Origin of the sequence: Exiguobacterium sp. s141 (assembly GCF_018618085.1) — a bacterium.
Classification (GTDB): Bacteria; Bacillota; Bacilli; order Exiguobacteriales; family Exiguobacteriaceae; genus Exiguobacterium; species Exiguobacterium mexicanum_A.
This window is the reverse complement of record NZ_JACSLJ010000002.1, coordinates 420084-445051: the sequence shown is the minus strand read 5'-3', so window position 1 is coordinate 445051 and position 24968 is coordinate 420084. Positions and strand designations below refer to the sequence as shown.

Annotated in this window: 23 protein-coding genes, 1 pseudogene and 1 riboswitch; of the genes and pseudogenes, 2 read left to right on the top strand and 22 right to left on the bottom strand. The window is 54.6% G+C overall.

All coding sequences use genetic code 11. The annotated features are described in order from the left end of the window. Positions 1–8: 8 nt before the first annotated feature. The gene (locus tag KNP74_RS06800) at positions 9–371 is read right to left on the bottom strand and encodes an Asp23/Gls24 family envelope stress response protein (RefSeq protein ID WP_016509701.1); all 363 of its coding nucleotides are present in this window, start codon (positions 369–371) and stop codon (positions 9–11) included. A 253-nt stretch (positions 372–624) separates the two neighbouring features. On the opposite strand from KNP74_RS06800, the gene rpmB reads away from it, so the two are divergent. Beyond that, positions 625–813, top strand: a complete 189-nt coding sequence (gene rpmB / locus KNP74_RS06795) for a 50S ribosomal protein L28 (protein WP_015881349.1) — start codon at positions 625–627, stop codon at positions 811–813. A gap of 58 nt (positions 814–871) precedes the next feature. Here rpmB and KNP74_RS06790 read toward each other — a convergent pair whose 3' ends face one another. From KNP74_RS06790 to gmk, 14 genes and pseudogenes are all read right to left on the bottom strand, one after another. After that, positions 872–1459, bottom strand: a complete 588-nt coding sequence (locus KNP74_RS06790; RefSeq protein WP_214763873.1) for a thiamine diphosphokinase — start codon at positions 1457–1459, stop codon at positions 872–874. Continuing rightward, positions 1459–2031 carry an energy-coupled thiamine transporter ThiT gene (gene thiT / locus KNP74_RS06785; RefSeq protein WP_021067081.1) on the bottom strand — a complete coding sequence of 191 codons (573 nt, stop codon included), beginning with the start codon at positions 2029–2031 and terminating at the stop codon, positions 1459–1461. The genes KNP74_RS06790 and thiT overlap by 1 nt, the downstream gene beginning before the upstream one ends. 76 nt (positions 2032–2107) lie before the next feature. Further along, positions 2108–2208, bottom strand: a riboswitch (TPP riboswitch). 19 nt (positions 2209–2227) lie between these two features. Beyond that, on the bottom strand, positions 2228–2884 hold the full coding sequence (gene rpe, locus KNP74_RS06780; protein WP_034777139.1) for a ribulose-phosphate 3-epimerase: 657 nt from the start codon (positions 2882–2884) through the stop codon (positions 2228–2230). A 1-nt stretch (position 2885) separates the two neighbouring features. Then, the gene (gene rsgA / locus KNP74_RS06775; protein ID WP_214710585.1) at positions 2886–3770 is read right to left on the bottom strand and encodes a ribosome small subunit-dependent GTPase A; all 885 of its coding nucleotides are present in this window, start codon (positions 3768–3770) and stop codon (positions 2886–2888) included. 44 nt (positions 3771–3814) lie between these two features. Continuing rightward, complete coding sequence (pknB, locus tag KNP74_RS06770; RefSeq protein WP_214763872.1) at positions 3815–5752, bottom strand: Stk1 family PASTA domain-containing Ser/Thr kinase; 1938 nt, start codon at positions 5750–5752, stop codon at positions 3815–3817. Between the two features lie 5 nt (positions 5753–5757). Beyond that, the gene (locus KNP74_RS06765; RefSeq protein WP_034777132.1) at positions 5758–6492 is read right to left on the bottom strand and encodes a Stp1/IreP family PP2C-type Ser/Thr phosphatase; all 735 of its coding nucleotides are present in this window, start codon (positions 6490–6492) and stop codon (positions 5758–5760) included. A gap of 8 nt (positions 6493–6500) precedes the next feature. After that, entirely contained in the window at positions 6501–7586 is a 1086-nt protein-coding gene (gene rlmN, locus KNP74_RS06760; RefSeq protein WP_034777130.1) for a dual-specificity RNA methyltransferase RlmN, read from the bottom strand. A gap of 2 nt (positions 7587–7588) precedes the next feature. Further along, a complete protein-coding gene (rsmB, locus tag KNP74_RS06755) occupies positions 7589–8917 on the bottom strand; it encodes a 16S rRNA (cytosine(967)-C(5))-methyltransferase RsmB (RefSeq protein ID WP_034777128.1) in 1329 nt (442 codons plus the stop codon). A 1-nt stretch (position 8918) separates the two neighbouring features. Beyond that, a complete protein-coding gene (gene fmt / locus KNP74_RS06750; RefSeq protein WP_308162237.1) occupies positions 8919–9833 on the bottom strand; it encodes a methionyl-tRNA formyltransferase in 915 nt (304 codons plus the stop codon). Between the two features lie 39 nt (positions 9834–9872). Further along, positions 9873–10304, bottom strand: a pseudogene (gene def / locus KNP74_RS15095) (peptide deformylase); the annotation flags it as partial. Positions 10305–10315: 11 nt separating this feature from the next. Next, positions 10316–12640, bottom strand: a complete 2325-nt coding sequence (priA, locus tag KNP74_RS06745; RefSeq protein ID WP_214710581.1) for a primosomal protein N' — start codon at positions 12638–12640, stop codon at positions 10316–10318. Beyond that, on the bottom strand, positions 12637–13827 hold the full coding sequence (gene coaBC, locus KNP74_RS06740) for a bifunctional phosphopantothenoylcysteine decarboxylase/phosphopantothenate--cysteine ligase CoaBC (RefSeq protein WP_214763870.1): 1191 nt from the start codon (positions 13825–13827) through the stop codon (positions 12637–12639). The genes priA and coaBC overlap by 4 nt, the downstream gene beginning before the upstream one ends. A gap of 59 nt (positions 13828–13886) precedes the next feature. After that, positions 13887–14096, bottom strand: coding sequence for a DNA-directed RNA polymerase subunit omega (rpoZ, locus tag KNP74_RS06735; RefSeq protein ID WP_214710579.1), 210 nt, complete (start codon positions 14094–14096; stop codon positions 13887–13889). Next, positions 14096–14743 (bottom strand): guanylate kinase, encoded by a 648-nt coding sequence (gmk, locus tag KNP74_RS06730; RefSeq protein ID WP_052090097.1) that lies wholly within the window; start codon positions 14741–14743, stop codon positions 14096–14098. Before gmk ends, rpoZ begins: the two co-directional genes overlap by 1 nt. 131 nt (positions 14744–14874) lie before the next feature. Here gmk and KNP74_RS06725 point away from each other — a divergent pair, with 131 nt between their 5' ends. Continuing rightward, positions 14875–16563 (top strand): Rqc2 family fibronectin-binding protein, encoded by a 1689-nt coding sequence (locus tag KNP74_RS06725; protein ID WP_214710578.1) that lies wholly within the window; start codon positions 14875–14877, stop codon positions 16561–16563. 406 nt (positions 16564–16969) lie between these two features. Here KNP74_RS06725 and KNP74_RS06720 read toward each other — a convergent pair whose 3' ends face one another. From KNP74_RS06720 to carB, 7 genes are all read right to left on the bottom strand, one after another. Next, the gene (locus KNP74_RS06720; protein ID WP_214710577.1) at positions 16970–17905 is read right to left on the bottom strand and encodes an FUSC family protein; all 936 of its coding nucleotides are present in this window, start codon (positions 17903–17905) and stop codon (positions 16970–16972) included. Further along, complete coding sequence (locus KNP74_RS06715; protein WP_251126246.1) at positions 17902–18702, bottom strand: hypothetical protein; 801 nt, start codon at positions 18700–18702, stop codon at positions 17902–17904. Before KNP74_RS06715 ends, KNP74_RS06720 begins: the two co-directional genes overlap by 4 nt. Before the next feature lie 134 nt (positions 18703–18836). Next, positions 18837–19463, bottom strand: a complete 627-nt coding sequence (gene pyrE, locus KNP74_RS06710) for an orotate phosphoribosyltransferase (RefSeq protein WP_034777114.1) — start codon at positions 19461–19463, stop codon at positions 18837–18839. Next, on the bottom strand, positions 19447–20151 hold the full coding sequence (gene pyrF / locus KNP74_RS06705; RefSeq protein ID WP_214763869.1) for an orotidine-5'-phosphate decarboxylase: 705 nt from the start codon (positions 20149–20151) through the stop codon (positions 19447–19449). Before pyrF ends, pyrE begins: the two co-directional genes overlap by 17 nt. After that, positions 20126–21052 carry a dihydroorotate dehydrogenase gene (locus KNP74_RS06700; RefSeq protein ID WP_034777110.1) on the bottom strand — a complete coding sequence of 309 codons (927 nt, stop codon included), beginning with the start codon at positions 21050–21052 and terminating at the stop codon, positions 20126–20128. Before KNP74_RS06700 ends, pyrF begins: the two co-directional genes overlap by 26 nt. After that, the gene (locus KNP74_RS06695; protein WP_034777108.1) at positions 21049–21768 is read right to left on the bottom strand and encodes a dihydroorotate dehydrogenase electron transfer subunit; all 720 of its coding nucleotides are present in this window, start codon (positions 21766–21768) and stop codon (positions 21049–21051) included. The genes KNP74_RS06700 and KNP74_RS06695 overlap by 4 nt, the downstream gene beginning before the upstream one ends. Then, positions 21765–24968 carry a carbamoyl-phosphate synthase large subunit gene (gene carB, locus KNP74_RS06690; RefSeq protein WP_214763868.1) on the bottom strand — a complete coding sequence of 1068 codons (3204 nt, stop codon included), beginning with the start codon at positions 24966–24968 and terminating at the stop codon, positions 21765–21767. The genes KNP74_RS06695 and carB overlap by 4 nt, the downstream gene beginning before the upstream one ends.

The window sequence follows — 24968 nt, the reverse complement described above, 5'->3', positions numbered from 1 at the left end:
CGTTCTCGTCAGTCATTCGTCAGACGAACGCCTTGTACGAATATGTTTACCGACGAAACGTTTAATCCTAAAGTTTCACCGAGCGTGTATTTTACACGGCTTTGCACGTTGTATGCGACTTCCGACACTTTCGTCCCGTAGCTCACAATGATGTGCATGTCGATATGTACGTCTTCTCCATCTTGACGTACGACCACGCCTCGGGCGTAGTTTTCACGCTTCAATAGTTCTGCAATCCCGTCTTTCAATTGAGCTTGAGACGCCATTCCCACAACGCCGAAACATTCCATCGCCGCACCGCCTGCGAGTGTTGCGACCACGTCGTTCGTGATGTCAATATTGCCATATGTTGTCTTCATTTCAATTGCCATATGGAGTAGCCTCCTTCATTCGGAATGATTCCTTCACTACATTCTACAATAAGTACCTAGTTATTAAAAGAACCTGCTCCATAAACTCGGTCAATTGTAGCCGTAACCCTCATTCATTATTAAAATCCTTTCCAGTAATGTCAAGTTTTTTTCTTGTCATCCTATGATTTTCTAGTTGCATCGTGAAAAAACCCGTGCTAATATAAACGAGTGTCTATTAGGACGAACCCACATAAAAAAGGAGGGGAAACGCATGGCACGTAAATGCTACGTAACAGGTAAATCACCTAAATCAGGTAACAACCGTTCGCACGCACTCAACAAGACAAAACGCACTTGGGGTGTAAACGTACAAAAAGTTCGTATTCTCGTTGACGGTAAACCTAAACGAGTTTGGGTTTCAGCTCGCGCTCTTAAATCAGGTCTCGTTGAACGCGTATAATTTTTATACACGAACGAAATAAATCCCAGCGGCATTCGCCGATGGGATTTTTTTGTGTTCATTTTTTGATATACAGCACGAGCACCGTGCCTTCATGCACAATCAAATCCGCTGATTCGCCGGCCCACTCGTTCGAGATCGTGAGCGCCTCATGGCTGACGACATCGTGGTGGTCGAGCGGATATTTGACGCCACGGATTGACACGTTCGCCCGTTTCCACGGGACGAGCGACAAATAGTGATCGTCTTGACGTGGGAGCTCGTGACGCCCGGTTCCGACAAGACGAACGGTTTGCCCGGCCGTGAACAAACACATCTCTGGATACGCCTCGAGCAGCCCAATATTACCGAGCGTCATGTCGAGGCGTCCACCGAGAGCGCCGTACACGAGCATCTCCGTCGCCCCGTGTCCACGGGCCGCCTCGAGCGCGATCTCAAGGTCGGTCACATCTTTTTCAGATGGGTAACGGACGGCGTCGATCGGCACTTCGCCCGTGAAAGAGTCGAAATCGCCGACGACGAGATCCGGGTTCAGCCCTTGGTTCAACAGTGTCTCGTACCCCCCGTCGACGCCGATGATGTAATCGACGTCACGAGGGAGTCCCGAGATTGGTTCCGGGCTGGCCGCCACGATCAGCACCCGCATTAGCGGACGTCCCGGGTCGCGAGCGTGGCGAAACGTGGTGCCGAGACGAACAAGAGAACGAGGACGACGGCCGACACGAGGAAGGACGGCAACATATACGTCATGTTATAAGCAAACGAATAGGCAACGACCGGCCCTTCCGCATACTCGGCGAAGAAAACGATCCCTGATAAAACGTGGGCGCCGTAGCGAAGCAAAGAACCGAGGAGCGCCCCGAGCACCAAGTAGACGACGAGCGTCTTTTTCGCCTCGTCCTTGGCGGCTCGTTTCACTTGTCCGGCGAACAGTCCGGCCATACCGACGACACCATAAGCGAACGTGTAGTCGAGCAGGAACTGGACCGGCGTGAAGATGTAAGCCCCGAACAGCAGTTGCAACGTTCCGACGAGCGCTCCTGTCGCCAGTCCTCCTTTTAATCCATGGCGGTACGCCATCACGAAGATTGGCAACATCGCCAGGCTGATCGATCCACCCTGCGGCATCCGGAACGGGATGAGCAAATCAAAGATCAAGCCGAGTGCGGCGAACAATGAGATTTCAATGAGCGCCTGTAGTTTTAAACGTTGTTTCATCTTATTCCCTCCTAATTATATGAGCGAACGACAAAAAGCAGCATGACGTAAACGCCATGCTGCTATCGAGTAGCAACGTGCATTTTCGCCACATCCCTACGTCCGTGTGAACGGAACAGGTTCAAAGGGTTAGCAAATGCCTCTCAGCCACAGAATGTGACACCCCTTGCGACAATATTTGTTGTTCTATTGACGATTATACACGAGATGCGTGACGAATGCTATCGATTGCGTCTTTATAGCTCGGCTCGTTATAGATGGCTGAGCCAGCCACGAGCACATCAGCTCCAGCGTCGATGCATAATTTCGCCGTCTCTGCGTTGACACCGCCGTCGATCTCGATTTCAAAGTCGAGACGACGCGCTTGGCGCATCTCGCTCAGCGCTGCAATTTTCGGGACGACCGATTCGATGAATGCCTGGCCCCCAAAGCCAGGGTTTACCGTCATAAGGAGCACCATGTCGACGTCACCGAGCACATGTTCAATCGACGACAGCGGCGTATGCGGATTCAAGACGACACCACACTTGGCGCCAGCCGCTTTGATTTGTTGCAACACGCGATGCAAATGATTCGTCGCTTCAACGTGGACGGTGACGATGTCTGCCCCGGCCTTGATAAAATCTTCGACGAACCGTTCGGGCTGGTCGATCATCAAATGGACGTCTAACACCATGTCCGACTTCTTCCGTAAGCTCGCTAACACCGGTAGGCCGATTGAGATGTTCGGGACGAATTGACCGTCCATGACGTCAAAATGGATGTAATCCGCTCCAGCCTCTTGGACCGCCTTCACTTCTGCCTCTAAATTGGCGAAGTCCGCCGCTAAAATCGATGGTGCAATTTTAATCATGTCAGTACCTCCGTTGTCTATCGTTTAACTCTGCCATAAACGTAACATAATTCTCATAGCGGGTGGAAGCGATTTCTCCAGCTTCGACGGCCGCTTTGACGGCACAACCTGGTTCGTTCAAATGGGCACAACCGCGGAATTTACAGTCATCGTGCCGCTCGACGAACTCAGGGAAACACCAGCGCATCTCTTCGACTTCGAGTTCTTCTGGGAACTCGAGGCTCGAGAAACCAGGCGTATCGGCCACGAGCCCGTCGGCAAGCGTGATCAGCGTGACGTGACGCGTCGTATGCTTACCGCGCCCGAGTGATTTCGAGATTTTCCCGGTCGCAAGTTCAAGCTCAGGTGCGACCGCGTTCAAGAGCGAGCTCTTGCCGACCCCGGTCTGTCCGGCGAATACGCTCGTCTTCTCCTTAAACGACCCACGAATTTGTTCGATTCCCGATCCGTCCTCGGTCGAAGTCTCGATGACCTCATAGCCGATCGAACGGTATAAGGCCGCTGCTTCATGAATCTTCTCCCGTTCCGACTCCGTCAACAAGTCCATTTTCGTCAAAACGATAATCGGATGGACTTGCTTCGATTCAATCAAGACGAGGAAACGGTCGAGCAGATGGAACGAGAACGCCGGCTCTTTTACCGAGAATAACAAGAACGCTTGATCGATATTGGCGATTGGCGGACGGACGAGATGGTTCGACCGCTCGTCAACAGCCAATATATAACCGGTACCATCCCCTTGGTCTTGGATGTCGACATCGTCGCCGACGACAGGTGAGATGTTCCGGTTTCGGAAATTGCCGCGGGCGCGACAACGGATCTCTTGTTTCTCTTCCGTCATGACGTCATAAAACCCGCCTTGTAATCGAATAATCGTACCTTTCATTCCATTACCTCCTTAGAAAAAGAGGCGACGCGCACGCCACCTCTTCATTGTGATTCTTTTGCTTGTGCGTAAGTCACCGTATCCGTGCGAACAACTTCGCCATCGACTTCAATCGTCGCGGTTCCGACTTCGTCCGGTGCGATGACGAGCGTATACGAGTAAGTCGTCGTCTCCGTTATCTTATCACGCAACACCTCGACTTCGCCACGGGCATCGACCGTCCGAATGACGACTTCGAGCGCTTCAGCCTCTTCCCCTTCGGGCGGCGGCTCGATTTCGACGTTGACTTCCCGTTCGATTGAGACGTCGGTCGGTTCGACCCCTTGTGACACGATGACGGTCAGTTCCGTCCCCGGGTCGACTGCCGTTCCTGCCGTCGGGAGTTGGCGGATGATTTGATTTGCAGGAACACTCGTTGAATACTCATCACGTTTGACGATTTTCAAGCTATTCTGTTCCGCATACGTCGTCGCTTCCTCGAACGTATAGCCCGCCAAGTTGGCGAGTTCGATTTTATTACTGCCGGTCGAGACGACAAGCGTCACCGTCTCTTCAGATGGGACGACCTCGTTGCCTGGGGCGATCGATTGGGAGATGACATCCCCGCTATCGACCGTCTCGGATGCCTCCGACTGAATCTCGATATCCGTGAACTCAAGATCTTTGAGCGTCCGTTCGGCCGACGACTGGGACAGTCCTTCAACATCCGGCATCTCGACCGTCTCTTTTCCGGCCGAGACGACGATTGTCACGGTCGTCCCACGTTTCGGCTTCCGTCCGGCTTGCGGTGTCTGCGAGATGACGTCGCCAGCGGCAATGTTGTCACTTGCCCGTTCAGTTGCCTCGACGACAAAACCGGCCGTTTCGAGCTCGGTCGTCGCCTCGTCGCTCGTCATGCCGACGACGTCCGGGACGACGGCACGGGACATCTCGTCAGCAATGACGTAAGCCCCGATCCCGCCACCAATCAACAGGAGCGCAAGCAAGAGCCAAAGCCACCACTTCTTCTTCCGTTTCGGTTTGTCTTTCACAGGTTCACTTACTGCGACCGGTTGCTCGGGCGCCTCTTTGACGTTTGGCTCATCCGGTACGACTGGCGCCATGACGAGCGTCTGATCAAACGCATCTTGCTCAGCGTTCGACCGCTTCGGTTCATTCGCACGTTCTGAATCAAGTGACGTCATGCAATCTTTTTTGAACGCGGCGACCGAGGCATGACGTGCGCCCGGTGACTTCGCGAGCGCCTGCATAATACAGTTCTCGAGCGCTTGCGGGATGTTCGGGTTCAAATCCATCGGTCGAATTGGGTCGTCTTGCAGATGCTGCAGCGCGACGGCGACCGGCGTCTCGCCGATGAACGGCACCCGGCCGGTCACGAGTTCATAGAGCACGGCGCCGAGCGAATAAATATCTGACTTCTCATCGGCGAACTTTCCGCGCGCTTGCTCCGGGGAAAAGTAGTGGACCGACCCCAGGACCGACATCGTATGGGTCAGCGTCGCGTTCGACATGGCCACCGCAATCCCAAAGTCCGTCACTTTGACGTTGCCGCTCTGATTGATCATCATGTTTTGCGGTTTGATGTCCCGATGAATGATTCGATTCGCATGGGCATGGTCAATCGCATCACAAATCTGTCCCATGATGCGAAGCGCCTCGTCGACAGATATGTACTCTTCTTGCAAATATTGTTTCAGCGTCATCCCGTCGACATGTTCCATGACGATGTAATAGATGTCGCGTTCGTCTCCGACGTCGTAAATGGCGACGATATTCGGATGGTTCAGACTCGTCGCCGCATGGGCTTCTCGTTCAAACCGGCGTATAAATTGTTCATTATGCGAGAATTCAGATCGCAACACCTTGATGGCGACGGTTCGGTTTAAAATCTCATCGTGAGCCCGGTAGACATTTGCCATGCCGCCGCTGCCGATTTGCTGTTCGATCCGATAACGATCGTTGATTCGTTCTCCACTTCGCATCGGATTCATCCTCTCTTTCTATCTGTGAACTGGACGAGGGCAACAGTGATGTTGTCACTCCCACCCAAACGGTTGGCTCGATCGATCAATTGATCCGCCTTGACGTCCGCCGAGACGGGACGTTCCAAGACTTGCTTGATCTCGTCATCGGTCAAATGCGTCGTCAAGCCGTCCGTACAGATTAAAATCGTGTCAAACTCGGGTTCGGCAAACACTTGCAGATCAGGTTCGACATGCTCTTTCGAGCCGATCGCACGGGTGATGATATTACGTTTCGGGTGGACGCGCATTTCTTCCTCGGTCAACTCCCCGAGTTGCTTCAACACGTTCACGTAGGAATGGTCTTCTGTCAACTGCTGAAGTTTATCGTCACGCAAGGCATAGACACGACTATCCCCGACGTGGACGATGACGATCGTCTCGTCGTGCCAGCAAACACCGGCAATCGTCGTCCCCATCATGAGCAGGTTCGCTTGTTTCGAGAAGTCGAGCACTTGCTCATTGGCCAGTTCCACGTTGTGGCGAAACCAATTCTCCATCTCCATCGGTGAGGCCGGAAGCGTCGGGAAGGCACGACGAAACTGCTCGATGACGAGCTGACTCGCGACCTCCCCGGCTTCATGCCCTCCCATACCGTCGGCCACGAGTGCGATCCCGGCGTGCTCGTCCCCTAAAATCAAGACGGCATCCTCGTTTTGCGCTCTCACTTGCCCCCGGTCGGTTCGGTATGCTAATTCCATCTTCCTGATTACCTCGTTTCTTGTTCGCGCTCCTTCGCTCGAAGCTGCCCACAAGCCGCATCGATATCCGAACCTTGTTCGCGACGAATCGTCACGTTCACTTTTCGGTCTTTGAGCACTTTTTCAAAGGCAAAAATTTGTTTACGTGGTGTGCGGACGTAGTCGCGCTCGAGCACGTGGTTGACTGGAATCAAGTTGACGTGACATTTGACGCCTTTCAACAAGTCCGCCAACTGATGGGCGTGTTCTTCCGTGTCGTTGACACCACCGAATAAACCGTATTCGAACGTGATACGGCGACCACTCTTCTCTGTATAGTAGTTGACGGCTTCCATCAACTTATCCAAGTTGTAGGCACGGTTGATCGGCATGAGACGAGTCCGAATCTCTGTCGTCGGCGCGTGAAGCGAAATGGCGAAGTTGATGCGCATCCCTTCATCGGCGAACTTGTAAATCTTCGGTACGATCCCACTTGTCGACACCGTAATATGGCGTGAACCGATGTTCAAGCCGTCATCGTGGTTGACCGTGCGCAAGAAGCGCATCAATTCGTCGTAGTTATCGAACGGTTCGCCGATACCCATGACGACGATTGAGTCGACTCGCTCTCCACTTGCGTCGAGTGCGCGTTGGACGTCGAGGACTTGCGCCGTGATTTCACCGGCTTCTAAGTTACGTTTCAAACCGCCGAGTGTCGAGGCACAGAACGTACAGCCAATCCGGCAGCCGACTTGTGTCGTGACACAGACCGAGTTGCCGTACTCGTGACGCATGAGCACCGTCTCGATCGAATAACCGTCTTGAAGCTCGAACAAGAACTTGATCGTGCCGTCCTGTGATTCTTGACGGACGAGTTCTTTCAACGTCGTCAATTGGAACGCCGCGTCTAATTTCTCGCGGAGCGGTTTAGAGACGTTCGTCATATCGTCGAACGATGTCACACGCTTGACGTACATCCAGTCATATAACTGTTTCGCGCGGAACGATTTTTCTCCTGCTTCGATGAGCCACTGTTCGAGTTCTGAATACGTGAGGGAATAGAGTGACGGCTTGGCACCGACCAATGGATTTTTTTCAACTGCTTTTGGATTCATGTTTATACCTCTTTCTTGAATGCGGCGATATAGAAACCGTCCGTCCCGAACGTCGTCGGGAGTAATTTGAGTTCAGCGCGGTCCGATGACACCATCGGGCGCAATACTTGTGGAAGACGGTCCTGGAGTGTCTCATCCCACGTCAATCCGTTCGACAAAATGTAATCGGCCTGTTGCTCATTCTCAGACGGGTCGATCGTACATGTCGAGTACACTAGCGTACCACCTCGTTTGAGGAGTGGCAAGACGGCGTCGATGATTTCACGCTGGACTTTCGGCAGTCCGGCGAGAGCAGATTTGTCTTTTGTCCATTTGATATCGGGCTTGCGGCGGATGACGCCGAGTCCTGAACATGGGACATCGAGCAAAATCCGATCGAAGCTCTCCGGTTCAAACTTGTCACCGGCCTGACGGGCATCGAGGGCAAGTGCGGTCACTCCATCGATATGCAGACGCTTCGCTTGTCGTTCAATCAACTTCGCTTTATGCGGATGCAAGTCGAGCGCGACGAGCGTTCCGCCGTCCATGCGTTCGGCCGTATGCATCGCTTTCCCGCCCGGGGCGGCACAAGCATCGAGCACGCGTTCTGTCTTCGCGGCTTGAAGCGCATCGGCGACAATCATCGAGCTCTCATCTTGAATCGACAACAAGCCCATGTCGATGAACGCCGTCGCGTGAACGTTTCCGGACTCGATGACGAGCCCGTCCGCGGATAGTTCCGACCGTGTGGCGACGACATCGACTTCAGCGAGCCGTTCAATCATCTCGTCAACGGTGACACGTTGGCGGTTGACCCGGACTGTGACCGGCGCCGGTTCGTTATTCAATTTGCACATCGCCTCGGTCGCTTCGACACCATACGTCTCCACCCATTCGGCGACGAGCCAATCAGGATGGCTATGTTCGATGGCAATCCGTTCAGCGTCTGGCAGCGTGCTCAAATCCGGGAACCCATCCCGGACGACGTTGCGCAAAACGCCATTGACGAACTTGCCGGTTCCCGAATGGCCCCGTTTTTTCGCGATTTCAACCGCTTCATGCAACACGGCCCGATCCGGGATCTTGTCGAGATAAAACAGTTGATAGACGCTCATCCGCAAGAGCGGCAAGACAAATTTGTCCAATTTTTTCGGGTTTTGGACCCGCTTCTCTAAAATATAATCGAGCGTCCGTTTCCGACCGAGCGTCCCGTAGACGAGCTCCGTGTAGAGGCCGACGTCTTTCGTCGCTAATTTTTTTTGTTTCAATAGGTCGTTGACCGCAATCGTCGAATAGGCGCCGCCTTGTTCGATTTTGATTAGCGTATCAAGCGCTGCAACTCGTACGTTCATATTATCCTCCTAGTCGATCGCCGACTTGTAACTTTTGGCCGGCCCCACGCATAAATGTGGCCCCGTCCATTCGTTTTTTACCAGATGGTTGCAAATCGATCACTTTAATAGCGACCGCGTCACCTGTCGCGACGACAAACCCATCCTCTTCAAGCCGTACAATCGTTCCCGGTTCACCCGTCCCTGACGTCTTCGACCCGAAGAACAGTTTGACCCGTTCACCCGCAATTGTCGTATACGCCGTCGGGAACGGATTCATCCCTCTGATATGGTTATAAATGTCTGTGCCGGAACGGGTCCAGTCAATCTGTTCCCGCTCCCGGCTGATGTTCGGTGCGAACGTGACGTCACGCTCGTCCTGCGGCACGGCTTCAATCCAACCAGCAAGGAAAGCAGGAAGCGTCTTGATTAACAAGTCAGACCCTGCGACCGCGAGCTTGTCGAACAACGTACCGACCGTGTCCAATTCTTCGATTGGTACGACCGTGTTGGCAATCATATCGCCGGCATCGAGCTTATCGACCATGTACATGATCGTGACGCCCGTCTCTTTGTCTCCGTCGAGGATGGCTTGATGGATTGGAGCACCACCCCGATGTTTCGGCAAGAGCGAGGCATGGACGTTGATGGCTCCATGTTTCGGCGCTTCTAACAGTTCGGTCGGAACAATTTGACCGTACGCCGCCGTCACGATCAAATCCGGTTCAAGTGCCAAGATGTCCGCATAATCGGTGCGCACCTTTTCAGGCTGTAACACCGGGATGTTGTGGCGCAGGGCACACTCTTTCACCGGCGTCGGTTTCAGTTCGCGTTTTCGTCCGACCGGCTTGTCCGGTTGCGAGACGACACCTACGACATTGTATCCTTCTTCGAGCAAGCGCTCAAGTACGGATACGGCAAACGTCGGAGTGCCCATGAAGACGATGCGTTGATCCGTCCCTTTTTCCGGCACGGCGAGTTTGTCCGTGAACAACACCCCGTCGAGATGATCGATCTCATGTTGAATCGCCCGGGCGAAGAAACCGCTCGCCTTCACTTGTTGGGTGCGGCCCTTCAAATCTTGCGTCTTGACGACGATCGTCTCATGCCGTTCGACGAATCCGAACTCTCCCGGGATGCTCAAGCACCCTTCAAGGCCGACCTCGCTTCCCGACGTCTCGATGATCTCTGGATTGATCAACACGAGCGGTCCCGTCTCATCATCCGTATGGACGACGGCGAGCCGTTGATTCAAGTTGACCTGCGGGGCGGCAACGCCGACGCCGTCATATTCGTACATCGTGTCGAACAGTCGATCGACCGTCTGACGCAACTTTTTATCAAATTTCGTCACCGGATCACACGTGACCCGTAAAATCTCATTTGGAATCTCTACTACTTTATACATCTGGTTCCACCTCACATGAATACGTATGGGTTTACGTCGATACTCAATTGATACTCTTTTTTACTGATCGCCTTCGCGCGTGCCTGTTGCAACGCGGCGAGGACCGGATATAGCGCCTCAGGATGTTTCGTTTTGATGAACAACTGATAGCGGAACAAGTTCTTTAGTTTAGACAACGGTGCCGGCATCGGTCCATTCAGCCGTGACTGGGCCACATGCGCCTCGACGAAATCAGAGGCGAACAGCTCGGCCTCGGCTTGGGCGACGAGCGGACTTTCGGCCGCGAACGTGACGAGCGTGACGTACCAATACGGTGGATGGTTGCCGACTTGGCGCAACTGCATCTCACGAGCGAAAAAGGATTCATAGTCGTGCTCGCTCGCCGTCTCGATGACGTAATGGTCGGGATTGTACGTCTGCACGTATGCCTCACCTGGTAGACTTCCTCGACCGGCCCGGCCCGCGACTTGGGTGACGAGCTGGAACGTGCGCTCGGTCGCCCGGAAATCGGGCATGCCGAGTGTCGCATCCGCCGCGAGCACCCCGACGAGCGTGACGTTCGGGAAGTCGAGTCCTTTGGCGATCATTTGAGTGCCGAGCAAAATGTCGGCCTCTCCATCCTCGAAGCGTTTCAACAGTTGCTCGTGCGACCCTTTTCGGGACGTCGTGTCTTGGTCCATCCGGATGATCCGCGCCTCGGGGATGCGGTTCAACAGCTCGGTCTCGATCTTTTGCGTGCCGGTGCCGAACTGTTTGATTTTCTTGCTGTCACATGTCGGACATTTTGATGGCATCCCAATCTCATAGCCGCAGTAGTGGCATTTGAGCCGGTCACCATGTTGGTGATACGTCAAGTTGACGGCGCAGTGCGGACAAGTGAGTCCTTCCCCGCAGTCGCGGCACATGACGAACGTCGTGAAGCCACGACGGTTGAGCAAGATGACACACTGTTCTTTTTTGGCGATGCGGTCGTTGATGGCGACAAATAAATCTTCTGAGAACATCGTCGTGTTGCCTTTGGCGAGTTCACGTCGCATGTCGATAATATGGACCGGCGGCATCTCGCCCCCGTATCGCTCACTCAATTGCAGATAGCGATAGACACCTTTTTGAGCGCGGGCGTAAGACTCGAGTGACGGGGTCGCACTACCAAGGACGACCGGGCAACCGTGGTAACGGGCCCGCCAAATCGCAACGTCACGCGCATGATAGCGCGGGTTCTCTTCTTGCTTGTACGTCGTCTCATGCTCTTCATCTAAGATGAGCAGGCCGATGTTCTCAAGCGGGGCGAAGATGGCCGAGCGTGCCCCGACGACAACATCGACTTCACGCCGCTTGATCTTCCGCCATTCATCATATTTTTCCCCTTGCGACAAGGCGCTATGAAGCACAGCGACCCGGTCGCCGAAACGGCGCTTGAACCGTTTCACCATCATCGGCGTGAGCGAAATCTCCGGTACGAGCAAAATCGCCTGTTTGCCTTCATCGACGACTTGACCGATCGCTTCGAGATAGACTTCTGTCTTCCCGCTGCCGGTGACCCCATGCAGGAGCAACGTCTCCCCGGCCTCCGCGTCACGGATGGCATGAACGGCCGTCGCTTGACTCTCGTTCAATTGGACCGTCTCAACGACCTGTTCGATCGTGGCATACGGGTCGCGATTCAGTTCGACCTCGGTCACTTTGACGGCACCGAGCGACTCCATTTTTTGCAGTTGGGCGCGCGATAGCCCGATTTGGCGTAACGACGACCAATACATGCGCGGTACGTCCTTTAGCAACTCAATCGCTTCTTGTTGTTTCTTCGCACGGCCCGGGATGACAGTCGCATCAATCAGTTCGATGACGAGGTCCGTCTTGACCGTCCGTTTCTCTTTTAACACCGGCGCGAGCAAGATGTCCCCTTTTTTGGCGAGCGCCAAGATGATGGACTGCGTCTCTTTCGGATACTCCGAAAGATGGGTACCGGCTCGAACGCCGTCTGGGAGCGTCTCGCCTTTGATTTCTTTGTCGTAACTCACTTTCAGCGCCGCCGGTAGCATCGCGAGAAGCGCCGACGACCGGAAACAGAGCGTCGTCTCTTTCACATGGGTCGATAAGTCGAGCAACTCGTCCGTCAGTGATGATTCTTCATCTAATAGGGCTTCGAGCGGTTTCAAGCCTTCACGCGTCCCTTCTGAGACACCGGTGACGATTCCAAGCAGGCGTCGTGAGCCGAACGGGACCGAGACACGCATGCCCGGTTCGATCAATGTCTCGAACTGGGATGGGACCTCATAATCGAACGGACGGTCGATTGTGATGACGGGCGCATCGACATGGACGTGGGCGATCATCGCAAATCTTCCTTAAAGTGGGTGAGCAACTCGACGGCGAGCTCGCGTTTGCTTTGACGAGGCAAGCGGACATGAGCCCCGTCCGCGCGGAACAACATGACCTCGTTGTCGTCAGAGCGGAAGCCGATATCTGGCTTCGACACATCATTCGCGACGAGGTAGTCGACCCGCTTACGGGCGATTTTATCGCGGGCGTGTTGCTCGAGATTCTCCGTCTCTGCCGCAAAACCGACGAGGAGCTGATGCGTCTTCTTCTCCCCGAGCGTCTTCAAGATATCGGTCGTCTCTTCGAGTTCGATCGTCAACGGGCCGTGCACTTTTTTATGTTTCTCGCTATGGACCGTCTTCGGGCGATAGTCGGCGACGGCGGCCGATTTGATGACGAGGTCTTGGTCATCGAAACGCGCGAGCACCGTCTCGAGCATATCCGTGCCTGATTCGACGGCGATGGCGGTCACGCCGTCCGGTACGGGTACTTGCAGCGGTCCGTGGACGAGCGTGACGTGTGCGCCCATATCGCGGGCAGCCGCGGCGAGCGCGACGCCCATCTTGCCTGATGAGTCATTCGATAAAAAGCGGACCGGGTCGATGCGTTCGACCGTCGGCCCTGCCGTAATCAATACTTGCTTCCCGAGCAGATGTTTCGGGACAAACTGGCTCTCGATAATCCGGACGAGGTCTTCCGGTTCCGGTAGACGTCCCCCCCCAATCCAGCCGCAGGCGAGGTTGCCGACACCGGGCTCGATGATTTGATAACCGAACGTTTTGAGCGTTTCGATATTGCGACGTGTGGCCGGATGTTCAAGCATATTGACGTTCATCGCCGGTGAGACGATGACCGGGCATTTCGCCGCTAAGATTGAGGTCGTGATGAAGTCATCGGCAATACCGGCCGCGAGTTTCGCGATCATGTTCGCCGTGGCAGGTGCGACGACGATCAAGTCACTCGTATCGACAACGTCGATGTGGGCGATTTTGGTCGGGTCATGTTCCTCGAACACGTCGGTGTATACCGGGTTTCGACTGAGCGCCTGAAACGTCGCTTTCCCGACAAATTCTTCGGCTGACGCGGTCATTGCCACCCGAACGTTCGCACCAGCCTGGACAAGTTTCGACGTGAGCGCGCACGCCTTATACGCCGCAATCCCACCGCTCACACAAAGCAAGATATTCCGATCGTTCAACATTCACAATTCTCCCCCTTATAGACAATGAGACCCAAGTCGTATCCGACTTGGGTCACACTTCATCCGTTGTTTTTTTCGTTCGTGATGATTGTCGTGTCACCCGAATACAATTCTTCTAGCGCTTGACCGACCGGCTTATACGATTTTGGCGCGGCGACTTTCGGTGCTTTTCCGTCCTGGATTTGGCGGGCCCGCTTCGCGGCCACCGTCACGATCGTGTATTTCGACGGGATGATACGTTGTAAGGCATCAATCGAAGGGTATAACATTAAATGACCTCCATCATGGCTTTTTTATAGAGAGATGCGACACGTTCACGTTTACAATGTTCGGCCGTCACGATCGCTTTGATACGATCAATCGCTTTGTCCACTTCATCATTCGTAACGACGTAATCGTATGCATCCATCAATTCAATTTCTTCCCGGGCGACGAGCAAGCGTTGCTTGATCACATCTTCCGATTCCGTACCTCGACCGACTAAGCGGTTGCGTAATTCTTGCAAGCTTGGCGGAGCCAAGAATAAAAAGACCGCTTCCGGGAAACGCTCTTTCACTTGGAAAGCACCTTGGACTTCAATCTCAAGGATGACGTCTCTTCCGCTCTCGAGTGTCTCACGAACCCATTCGACCGGTGTCCCATAATAGTTGCCGACAAATTCAGCGTGTTCGAGCAATTGATCGTGCTCGATCATGTCTTCAAATTGTTCTCTCGTCTTAAAGAAGTAATGCACGCCTTCCACTTCCCCTTCACGCGGTTTCCGGGTCGTCGCCGAGACCGAATATTGAAGGTTGTTGTCCTCTTCCTCACGGAGCACGCGGCACACTGTCCCTTTACCGACGCCACTCGGGCCAGACAAGACGATTAATAATCCTCGTTCTTTAAAATTCACTGCAAGACCTCCATCTTCTAACATCACATTTAATTATAATAGCAGTCAATCAATTGTTCCGGCAAGAAGAAGTTCGGATTTCCTACTTCATCGTACCATATTTTCCATGAATCTGATAACGTAGAGACAGAAAAAGAACAAAGGTGATGAGACTAGTGGCATATGATGGATTAATGACATATCGTGTTGTAACAGAATTACAAGCTCTTGTCGGAGGGCGAATCAATCGCGTGCACCAACCGTATTCCCTCGACTTGATGATTCAAGTCCGATCGAACCGCCAAAGCGTCCAATTGCTCGTTTCGGCGAACGCGATGTACGCGCGGCTCCAATTAACGGATAATCCGACCAAGAACCCGCAAGAACCCCCGATGTTTTGCATGATGCTCCGCAAACATATCGAAGGTGGCTTCATCACGGCGGTCGAACAAATCGGACGCGACCGTGTCATCGTCTTGTCGATTCGTTCACGAAACGAGCTCGGCGACGAAGAGAACAAGAAAGTGTATATCGAATTGATGGGACGGCACTCGAACGTCGTGTTAACGAACGAGGACGGCAAAATTTTGGACGCGATCAAGCACTTGCCACCGTCACAGAACACGTACCGGACAATCATGCCGGGCAGCGATTACTTATTGCCGCCGGCCCAAGACAAGTGCGACCCGTTGACAGAACGTGAAGCGGGCTTGAAGCGAATCGATTGGAACGCCGGAAAACTTGATAAACAACTTGTCGCCAGTTTCGCAGGCCTGAGCCCGCAGATTGCACAAGAAATCGTCCATCGGGCCAAACTCCCGAACAGGGCGAGCATCGAAGAGGCGTTCATCGGTGTGATGGCCGACCTCGAAGGACCGTTCGTTTTCCAACAGCTCGCTTCCGGAAAAGAACGTTTCAGTCCGATCGTGCTCACGTCAGGAGAGATTGCCGCCGAAGAACGCTACGAGACGAGCAAAGACGTCCTCGACCGCTTCTTCTATGAAAAAGCGAACCGGGACCGCGTCAAACAACAGGCGCATGATGTCGAACGTTTGCTCAAGTCCGAGCTCGAGAAGAACATCTTGAAGCGGAAGCGTCTGCTCGACGACTTGAAGGCGACGGAACGGTCCGATGAGCTCCAAAAATACGGTGAACTGTTGACGACGTACTTGTTCCAACTCGAGAAAGGTATGACCGTCGCTCACGTCGTCGACTACTACGACGAAGAAGGCGGTATGATCGACATCCCGCTCAATCCGCTCAAGACGCCAAACGAAAACGCACAAGCTTACTATAAGAAATACAACAAGTTGAAAGTCGCCAAAATCGAAGTGCAAAAGCAAATCGAATTGAACGACGCCGAGATTCAGTATTTAGAGACGCTCGTCGCCCAACTCGATGTCGCCTCACCTGCCGATATCGTCGAGATTCGAGAAGAATTGGCTGAAGGCGGCTATATGAAACAACGGAATCAAAAGAAGAAACAGACGAAGAAAATTTCGCTCGAAGCGTATACGTCGTCGACGGGGACAGAGTTCTTCGTCGGGAAGAACAATACGCAAAACGATCATTTGACGTTCAAGTTCGCACGTCGCGACGAGATTTGGCTCCACGTGAAAGATATTCCCGGCTCACACGTCATTATCCGTTCGAGCGAACCCGACGAGACGACGCTGCTCGAAGCCGCGACAGTCGCCGCCTACTTCTCGAAGGCCCGTGCCTCGAGCGGTGTGCCGGTCGATTACACGAAAGCGCGCTATGTGAAAAAGCCGAGCGGCGCCAAGCCTGGATTCGTCATCTATACGGATCAGCAGACGGTGTACGTCACGCCGGATGAGCGGCTCGTCAAATCACTCCAGCAATGAGTTCAGACCACGTCACATGACGTGGTCTTGTTTGTGACTTGCATAGAAATCGATGCTTACTATCGCCTTCGCCGGCACCCTCCGTTCCTGGGGCGATGCGGATGCCTCCACAGTGCGTACCGCACTTTACGGGGTCATCCTTGCATCGCTCTCCCCTAGGAGTTCGGGTGCCGGCCCGGACATAGGTTGGTCCTGCTTCTTTTTGGTTTTCCTCTAATACGTAAAGATGAAAGATTGCTTGTCCGTGGCGCCGGAGACTCCTACAGGATAGCAATCCGACGGAGACCCAGCAGCGACGCTAGTCGCGATGCGGCTCCGGGATTGCCTGTGGAAAGCGAAGGCGCCTAAAGGACGGGCTCTCAATCAATCATAAAGCAAGGCCCCGTCGCTAAAACGGGGCCTTGCTTCATTTCGGATTATGTTTGAACGCTTCGAGCTGTTCATGATAGTCGAGCAAATGCCCGTGTAAGATTTCAGAAACGGATAGATCCTCATGCGGCAACGTGAACAGCGAATACGGTTTGTCACACGTGTAGAGGATGTCGTGATGATGCGCAAGGAGATATAAAAATTCGGATTCGAACGCCCGGCGTTCTTCCTCACCAATCAATAATAGTGCCTCGCGGTGTTCGGCGAGACTCTCGAGCAGCAAGACGAGCTTGTCCTCAAGGTGAATCAATAGACGATACTGTTTGATCGTCAAATGCTTCAATGTCACGTTCGTCACTTTCATGTCTTCTTGGAGCATCATGTGCAGCTCCTGATGCCCGAGGATGCGGGCCCGCGTCTCAAGCAATTCTGATGGGGATCCGACAAGTTCGCGCCAATGGTGGAACATGTAGGCCGATGTCTTTCGAATCTCACTGAGCAACCGATCTTCATAACGAGGCGGCAGGAACGCATAGTTCACTCCGAGTGAGACGAAAACACCGACGGCCGTCAAAAGCGAACGGGTCCACGCATAATGGAAGAAGTCGGTCGTCGGGTTCTCGAGCATGAGCACGATTGCGAACGCCGCGTACGTCGACATGTGTGTCTTATCGAACGTCGTGTTGAGCGTGAGCGCCACGATGACGGCGAGCCCGATCGAGATCGGGTTGACTCCGAACGCGTAGACGATCAAGAGACCGCACATGAGCCCGACAATCGTCCCGAAGATTCGACTGAAGACGATATTTGATGACCGTTTCACGGTCGGTTGCATCGCGACGACGGCCGCGATGGCCCCCATGCCTGAATAGATGCCAAACACGTACCACGACAAGGCGATCGTGATGGCGACGGCAATCCCCGTCTTTAATGTCCGGAGTCCGACTTTAGGGATGTAACGTTTGTTGATCATTTAAGTTCGACCTTTCCTGTCTCGGAAATGAGTTCGATATTCGGTCGGTTCGAGTTCGACAGATGATACACGCCGCCCCCGATTTCCTTGAACCGCTCGGATGCTGTCACGTTGCCGGACGTGGTGACGTTCACTTGTCCGGTCGCATTGCGCGGCTCGTAGGCGAGCGTCCCAGCCTCGGTCTGAACCGTCAAGCTTTGATTGACGACGATGTCACCCACGGTCGCATTCCGATAGGAGCGGATATTTCCCGTGACGACCCGGACGGTCTCTAATGTCGCATCACTCCGCGTCTCGACACGAAGTCGATCACTTTCGAGTTTCTTTACATTGACTGCGTTCGCCTCCAAGACAATCGTCTTAGCGATCAATCCTTGTCCCGTCACTTGCTCGGCCTCGACATCAATCGACGTCATCGAGCTCGGCAAGGCGACGCGAATCTTATAACGGGACGGCTCATCGCTCGCCCGACTGCCGAATTGACTCAGTTGGCCATACCGCTCGACGACCGAGATTGTGTCGCCGACCGATTTGACTTTGATGCGACGCTCTTTCGAGTTCGTCTGCAATACTTCAATCTGAACCTTCTCATTCGTGCTCCGAACAAATTCGACGTTACCATGCGCCGTCTCGAGCCGAAGCCTCTTCATCTGGTATCGGTCCTCGTACGTGTCCCCGAGTGCCAACACATGGCTGAATACGAATAAATTCAAGAAAAAAATGAGGGGCAAGACGGTGAAGACGAGTCCGAACGCGATTTTACGATGTTTCGGGATCGCTTGAAAGCGAGCTTTCAAGGACTTTCCCTTCATTCTAGAATACGCCATACACATCTCCTTTATTAACTACTTTCCCTATTCTAACACGTTCAGTATGCCATGTTACCAATTGAAAAAGAATCCGCCCGGAGGTGGATTCTTAGAAAGGTAAATTACGATGTGACACGAGCGCTCCAACCTGTCGGATCATTTCGCCAGTCACGTAAAGTAGCAGCCTCTTCTTTACTGATGATTCGCTTCTTGACGGCGACGTCGAGCACATCCAACAGTGTAATCAGTGCATGCGCAGTGAAGCCGGAGTCCAATAGATTGATGTGAAGACGGCTCAGACTGTAGGAAAAGATCGCTTGAATCTTGATCACTTCCCCGCCGGCTTTCTGGATCGCTTTGGCGGCCTCGATGCTCGATGAACCGGTCGACAACAAATCTTCAATCACGACGACACGAGCGCCAGGCTCGAACCGACCTTCGATTTGATTCCCTTTCCCATGTCCTTTCGCACTCGAACGGACGTAGACGAGCGGCAAGCCGAGCCGGTCGGCGACAAGCGTCGCATGAGGAATTCCCGCTGTCGCTGTCCCGGCGATGACATCGGCGTTGAGCGGACGGATCGCTTCGACGAGCGCATCGATGATGAGATTGCGGACATCAGGATAGCTGAGCGTCAAACGGTTGTCACAATAAATCGGACTCTTCATCCCGCTCGACCATGTATACGGGTTCTCGGGAGAAAGGGTCACGGCCTCGATCTGTAATAAAGCTTCAGCGATTTGTCTCATACGTTCGACTCCATTCCTGTAAGTAGTATTCATATGCGGCGTTCGGGTCTTCGGCCCGGGTGATCGGCCGGCCGACGACGATGGCCGACACGCCGGCCTCACGCGCCGCTTTTGGTGTGGCGGTCCGGACTTGATCGTCTACTGTCTCGTTCATCCGGATACCCGGCGTCACGGTCAAAAACGATGAGCCGAGCGCTTGGTGAATCGCATGGGCCTCATGCACGGACGCGACGACCCCGTCGAGTCCGGCCCGATCGGCCATGGCTGCCTGGCGAAGGACGGCCTGCTCCAGACCGCCTTTGATGTTTAATTCTTCAGAAAGCATCCGTTCATCGGTCGACGTCAACTGGGTGACCCCAATCAATTTCGTCGTATCGGTCACATCACGTAAGCCGTCTAAGGCGTAGCGCATCATCGTCTCGCCGCCGAGTGTATGGACGTTCGTCAACTCGACGCCGAGGCGGCCGATTTGACGGAGCGTCCGCCGTGCCGTCTCCGGGATGTCGTGGACTTTGATGTCTAAAAAGACGGGGTATCCATTGTCGACGAGTTGCTCGACAAAACGCCCCCCTTCCCGATAGAACAGCTCCATCCCGACTTTGACGGCTGGTTTCTGATTGATTCGTTCCAATAGACGGAACGCGTCGGCGCCCGTCTCGACATCAAGCGCGAGATACAGTCTGTTCATAAGCTTTCCCCCTGATGTCTAAAATGTGATCGATGCCAAGTTCGTCAAGTCGTCCCGGCAACGCTTCGATGATTTCTTGACAGACGTACGGATTCTCAAAATTGGCCGTTCCGACCGCGACCGCTGAGGCACCTGCGTAGATAAACTCTAATACGTCGTCCACCGTCCGCACGCCGCCCATCCCGATAATCGGGATATCGACGGCCTGAGCGACTTCATACACCATCCGAATGGCGACCGGTTTGACGGCAGGGCCAGACAAGCCCCCGATTCGATTGGCGAGAATCGGTTGTCCGGTCGTGACGTCGATGCGCATCCCGACGAGCGTGTTGATCATCGTGATCCCGTCGGCACCGGCCGCTTCGACCGCCTTGGCCATCGCCGTGATCGATGTGACGTTCGGAGACAGTTTGACGTAAACCGGTTTCGTTGACGCCGCTTTGACAAGCCGGGTCAATTCGGCCGCCATCTCAGGATCGGTCCCGAACTGCATCCCGCCGCACTTCACGTTCGGACATGAAATGTTCAGCTCGAGCGCTTTAATGGTCGGGTCGGCACTCATCTGGCGGGCGACGTGAATATACTCTTCTGGCGTCGAGCCGGCCACGTTGGCGATGATCTCGGTATCAAATCCCGACAGGAACGGAAGCTTGTCTTCGATGATGGCGTCGACACCTGGATTTTGAAGGCCGATGGCGTTCAGCATTCCTTGTGCCGTCTCAGCGACACGGGGCGTGCCGTTGCCGAATCGCGACTCGCCTGTCGCCGCCTTAATCATAATACCGCCTAATATCGATAAGTCATAGAGTTTGGCGAACTCTTCACCGAATCCGAAACAGCCTGACGCCGGCATGATCGGATTTTTCAACTGTAAGCCTGGCAAATCGACGTGTAATCTCATAGCGTCACCTCTTCCGCACGAAATACCGGTCCGTCACTGCACACTTTGACGTAACCGCCTGGCGCTTCGCACACGCAAGCGAAACAAGCTCCAATGCCACACCCCATCCGATTCTCGATCGAGATATATCGCTCTTCGATATGTGATGCGGCGACTGCCTTCAACATCGGTTCCGGTCCACAGCTGAACAACACATCGGCCTCGACCCGCGCGAGCGGGCCGGTCACAAATCCCATTTCCCCATACGTTCCGTCGACCGTCGTGATGATCGTCTCCCCCAGTTCACGGAACGCGTCTTCATAAAAAATGCTCGTTTTCGTATCAAACCCGAGAATCGCCACCGTCTCAATCCCGCGTGCGGCGAGCAGACGCCGCGTGTAGTAGAGCGGTGGCACCCCGATGCCCCCACCGACGAGGACGACACGCTTGCCTGTTTGCTCGAGCGGGAAACCGTTGCCGAGCGGTCCGAGGACGTCCAAGACGTCTCCCGTCCGACGAGCGGCCAAATCTGCCGTCCCGCTACCGATGACTTTATACAGGAACGTGACGACGTTGCCTTCGACGTTCGCGACCGAGAGCGGCCGGCGCAACAGCTCTGACGTCTTCACGTGGAAGAACGTGCCCGGCGCGACTTCTTGCGGTGCGATTTCGACTTTCATCTCCATCGTCGCTGTCGCGATCAATCGGTTCGATAAAATGGTCGCGAGTTGTCTCATACGGTCACCCCGAATGTCGTGAACTCCGGCAAACTCGTTGTTTGGAACGACAGGCTCTCGATGACTTGGAGCAGCGCCTTAACCGTATCGAGCGACGTCAGACAGAGCACGCCTTGCTCGGCCGCGGCCCGACGGATGATGAACCCGTCTTTCGTCGCGAGGGCGTCACGCGTCGTCGTGTTCAAGACGATGTCGACTTCTCCTCGTTCGATGACGCTCAGCATCGTCTCACCAGACTCATTGATCTTCCCGACCGGATGGACCGGTAGGCCGTCTGCTGAGAGCGCCTGCGCCGTACCGGACGTGGCCATCAGGCGGAATCCGAGTCGATTGAAACGGCGGGCGATGTCGAGCGCCTCTTCCTTGTCTTGGTCGGCGACCGTCAATAGGACGTTCCCTTTCAAGGCGATCGTCATGCCGGCGGCGACGAGCCCTTTATACAGTGCTTTTTCGAGCGTACGGTCTGTCGCCATGACTTCACCGGTCGATTTCATTTCCGGCCCGAGCGACGGATCGACTTCTTTTAATTTCGCGAAACTGAACACTGGCACTTTGACCGAAATCGCGTCCGCTTCTGGATGCAGGCCGGTCCCTAACCCTAAATCTTTCAGACTCGTCCCGAGAATCGTCTGCGTGGCGATGCGCGCGATCGGCAGGCCCGTCACTTTCGAGATGAATGGGACGGTCCGGCTCGCCCGCGGGTTGACCTCGATGACATATAAGTCGTCCGCGTAGACGAACTGGATATTGAGCAACCCTTTGATTCGGAACGCCTTGGCGAGTTTGATCGTGTAATCGACGACTTTTTCTTTCAATGCCTCACTCAATCGTTGCGGCGGATACACGGCGATCGAGTCACCCGAGTGGACGCCGGCCCGTTCGATATGTTCCATGATGCCCGGGATATAGACGTCGGTCCCGTCACAGATGGCATCGACTTCAATCTCGATGCCCGTCAAGTAGCGGTCGATGAGGACGGGACGGTCTTTCGAGGCGACGACGGCGTGGCGCATATACCGTTCGAGCTCCGAGCGCTCATAGACGATCTCCATCGCCCGACCGCCGAGCACATATGACGGGCGGACGAGTACCGGATAACCGAGCATATCGGCGCAAGCGACGGCCTCTTCGACCGTGACCGCCGTCTTGCCCGGCGGTTGGGCGAGTCGTTCGGCCGAGAGCGTCGCTTCGAACGCTTTCCGGTCTTCGGCGCGGTCGATATCTTCAAGCGACGTCCCTAAAATTTGGACCCCTTCTGCTTCGAGCGAGGCCGCTAAGTTGATTGCCGTCTGACCGCCGAACTGGACGATGACGCCGAGCGGCTGTTCGTTGCGGATGACCTCGAGCACGTCTTCGGTCGTGAGCGGTTCGAAGTAGAGCCGGTCCGAGATCGAGAAGTCGGTCGACACCGTCTCCGGGTTATTGTTGATGATGATCGCTTCGTAGCCTGCGTCACGGATCGTCTGGATCGAGTGGACGGTCGCGTAGTCGAACTCGACACCTTGCCCGATCCGGATCGGTCCCGAACCGAGGACGAGAATCGATGGTTTGTCCGTCTTCACGGCCTCGTTCTCGACTTCGTACGTCCCGTAAAAGTATGGTGTCTCCGAAGCGAACTCGGCCGCACACGTGTCGACCATCTTATACACCGGGCGGATGCCCCAGTCGTTCCGAAGCGATGTCACCGTCTCCACAGTCTCATTCGTGATTCGGGCGATCATCTTATCGCTGAAGCCGAGACGTTTCGTCTCGATGAGGCGTTCTTTCGAAAGCGGCTCATGCTGAAGCGTCTCTTCTTGTTGCCAAATCCGAGCGAGTTTCGATAAGAAGAAACGATCGATTTTTGTCAGCTCATGCAACTGTTCTGTCGAGTAGCCGCGACGGAGCGCTTCATAGAGCATCCACAACCGCTCATCCGTCGGTGTCGTCAGTTCGCGGTCGAGCTCCGCGGTGCTTAGTTGCGCGAGTCGTGGCACGGCCAAGTCTTCTGTCCCGAGTTCGAGCGAACGGACGGCCTTCAAGAGTGCTTCTTCCAAATTACGGCCGATCGCCATCACTTCCCCGGTCGCTTTCATCTGCGTGCCGAGGCGACGATCAGCCGTCTCGAACTTATCGAAGGCGAAGCGCGGGATTTTGGCGACGACATAGTCGAGAGCCGGTTCGAATGAGGCGTAACTCGTCTCCGTCACCGGGTTCTTCAGTTCTGACAACTTGTATCCGACCGCCACTTTCGCAGCCAGCTTGGCGATCGGGTACCCCGTCGCTTTCGAGGCGAGCGCCGAACTGCGCGAGACACGCGGATTGACCTCGATGACGTAATACGTGAAGCTGTCCGGGTCGAGGGCGAATTGGATGTTACATCCGCCTTCGATGCCGAGGGCGCGGATGATGTCGAGTGAGACGCTGCGGAGCATCTGATAGTCGCGGTCAGACAGTGTTTGTGTCGGTGCGAAGACGATCGAGTCGCCCGTATGGACCCCGACCGGATCAAAGTTTTCCATCGCACAGACGATGATCGCTTGGTCGCTCGAATCGCGCATCACTTCATACTCGACTTCTTTCATGCCAGCGATCGATTTTTCGAGTAACACTTGTGTCACCGGGCTCGCTTTCAGTCCCGATTCGACGAACTGCTCAAATTCATTCCGGTCATGGGCGATCCCGCCACCGGTTCCTCCGAGTGTGTACGCCGGACGGATGATGATCGGGTAGCCGATCCGTTCCGCAAAGCCCCAAGCCGACTCGAGTGACTGCACGATCTCGCTTTCCGGGACCCCGTGCCCGAGTTTATACATGAGGTCGCGGAACTGTTCCCGGTCCTCAGCCTGTTCGATGGCCGATAATTTCGTCCCGAGCAATTCGACGCCGCAATCTTCAAGCACGCCGCGGCGATCGAGTTCCATCGCCAAGTTCAGGCCGGTCTGGCCGCCGAGTGTGGCGAGGAGCGCGTCCGGACGTTCTTGACGGATGATCCGCTCGACGAACTCCGGTTCGAGCGGTTCGATGTAGACGCGGTCCGCCGTCGTCGGGTCGGTCATGATCGTGGCCGGGTTCGAGTTGACGAGGATGACCTCGTATCCTTCTTCTTTCAAGGCAAGACACGCCTGGGTACCAGCATAGTCAAATTCTGCCGCCTGTCCGATGACGATCGGGCCGGATCCGATTACAAGGATTTTCTGAATATCTGGTCGTTTTGGCAT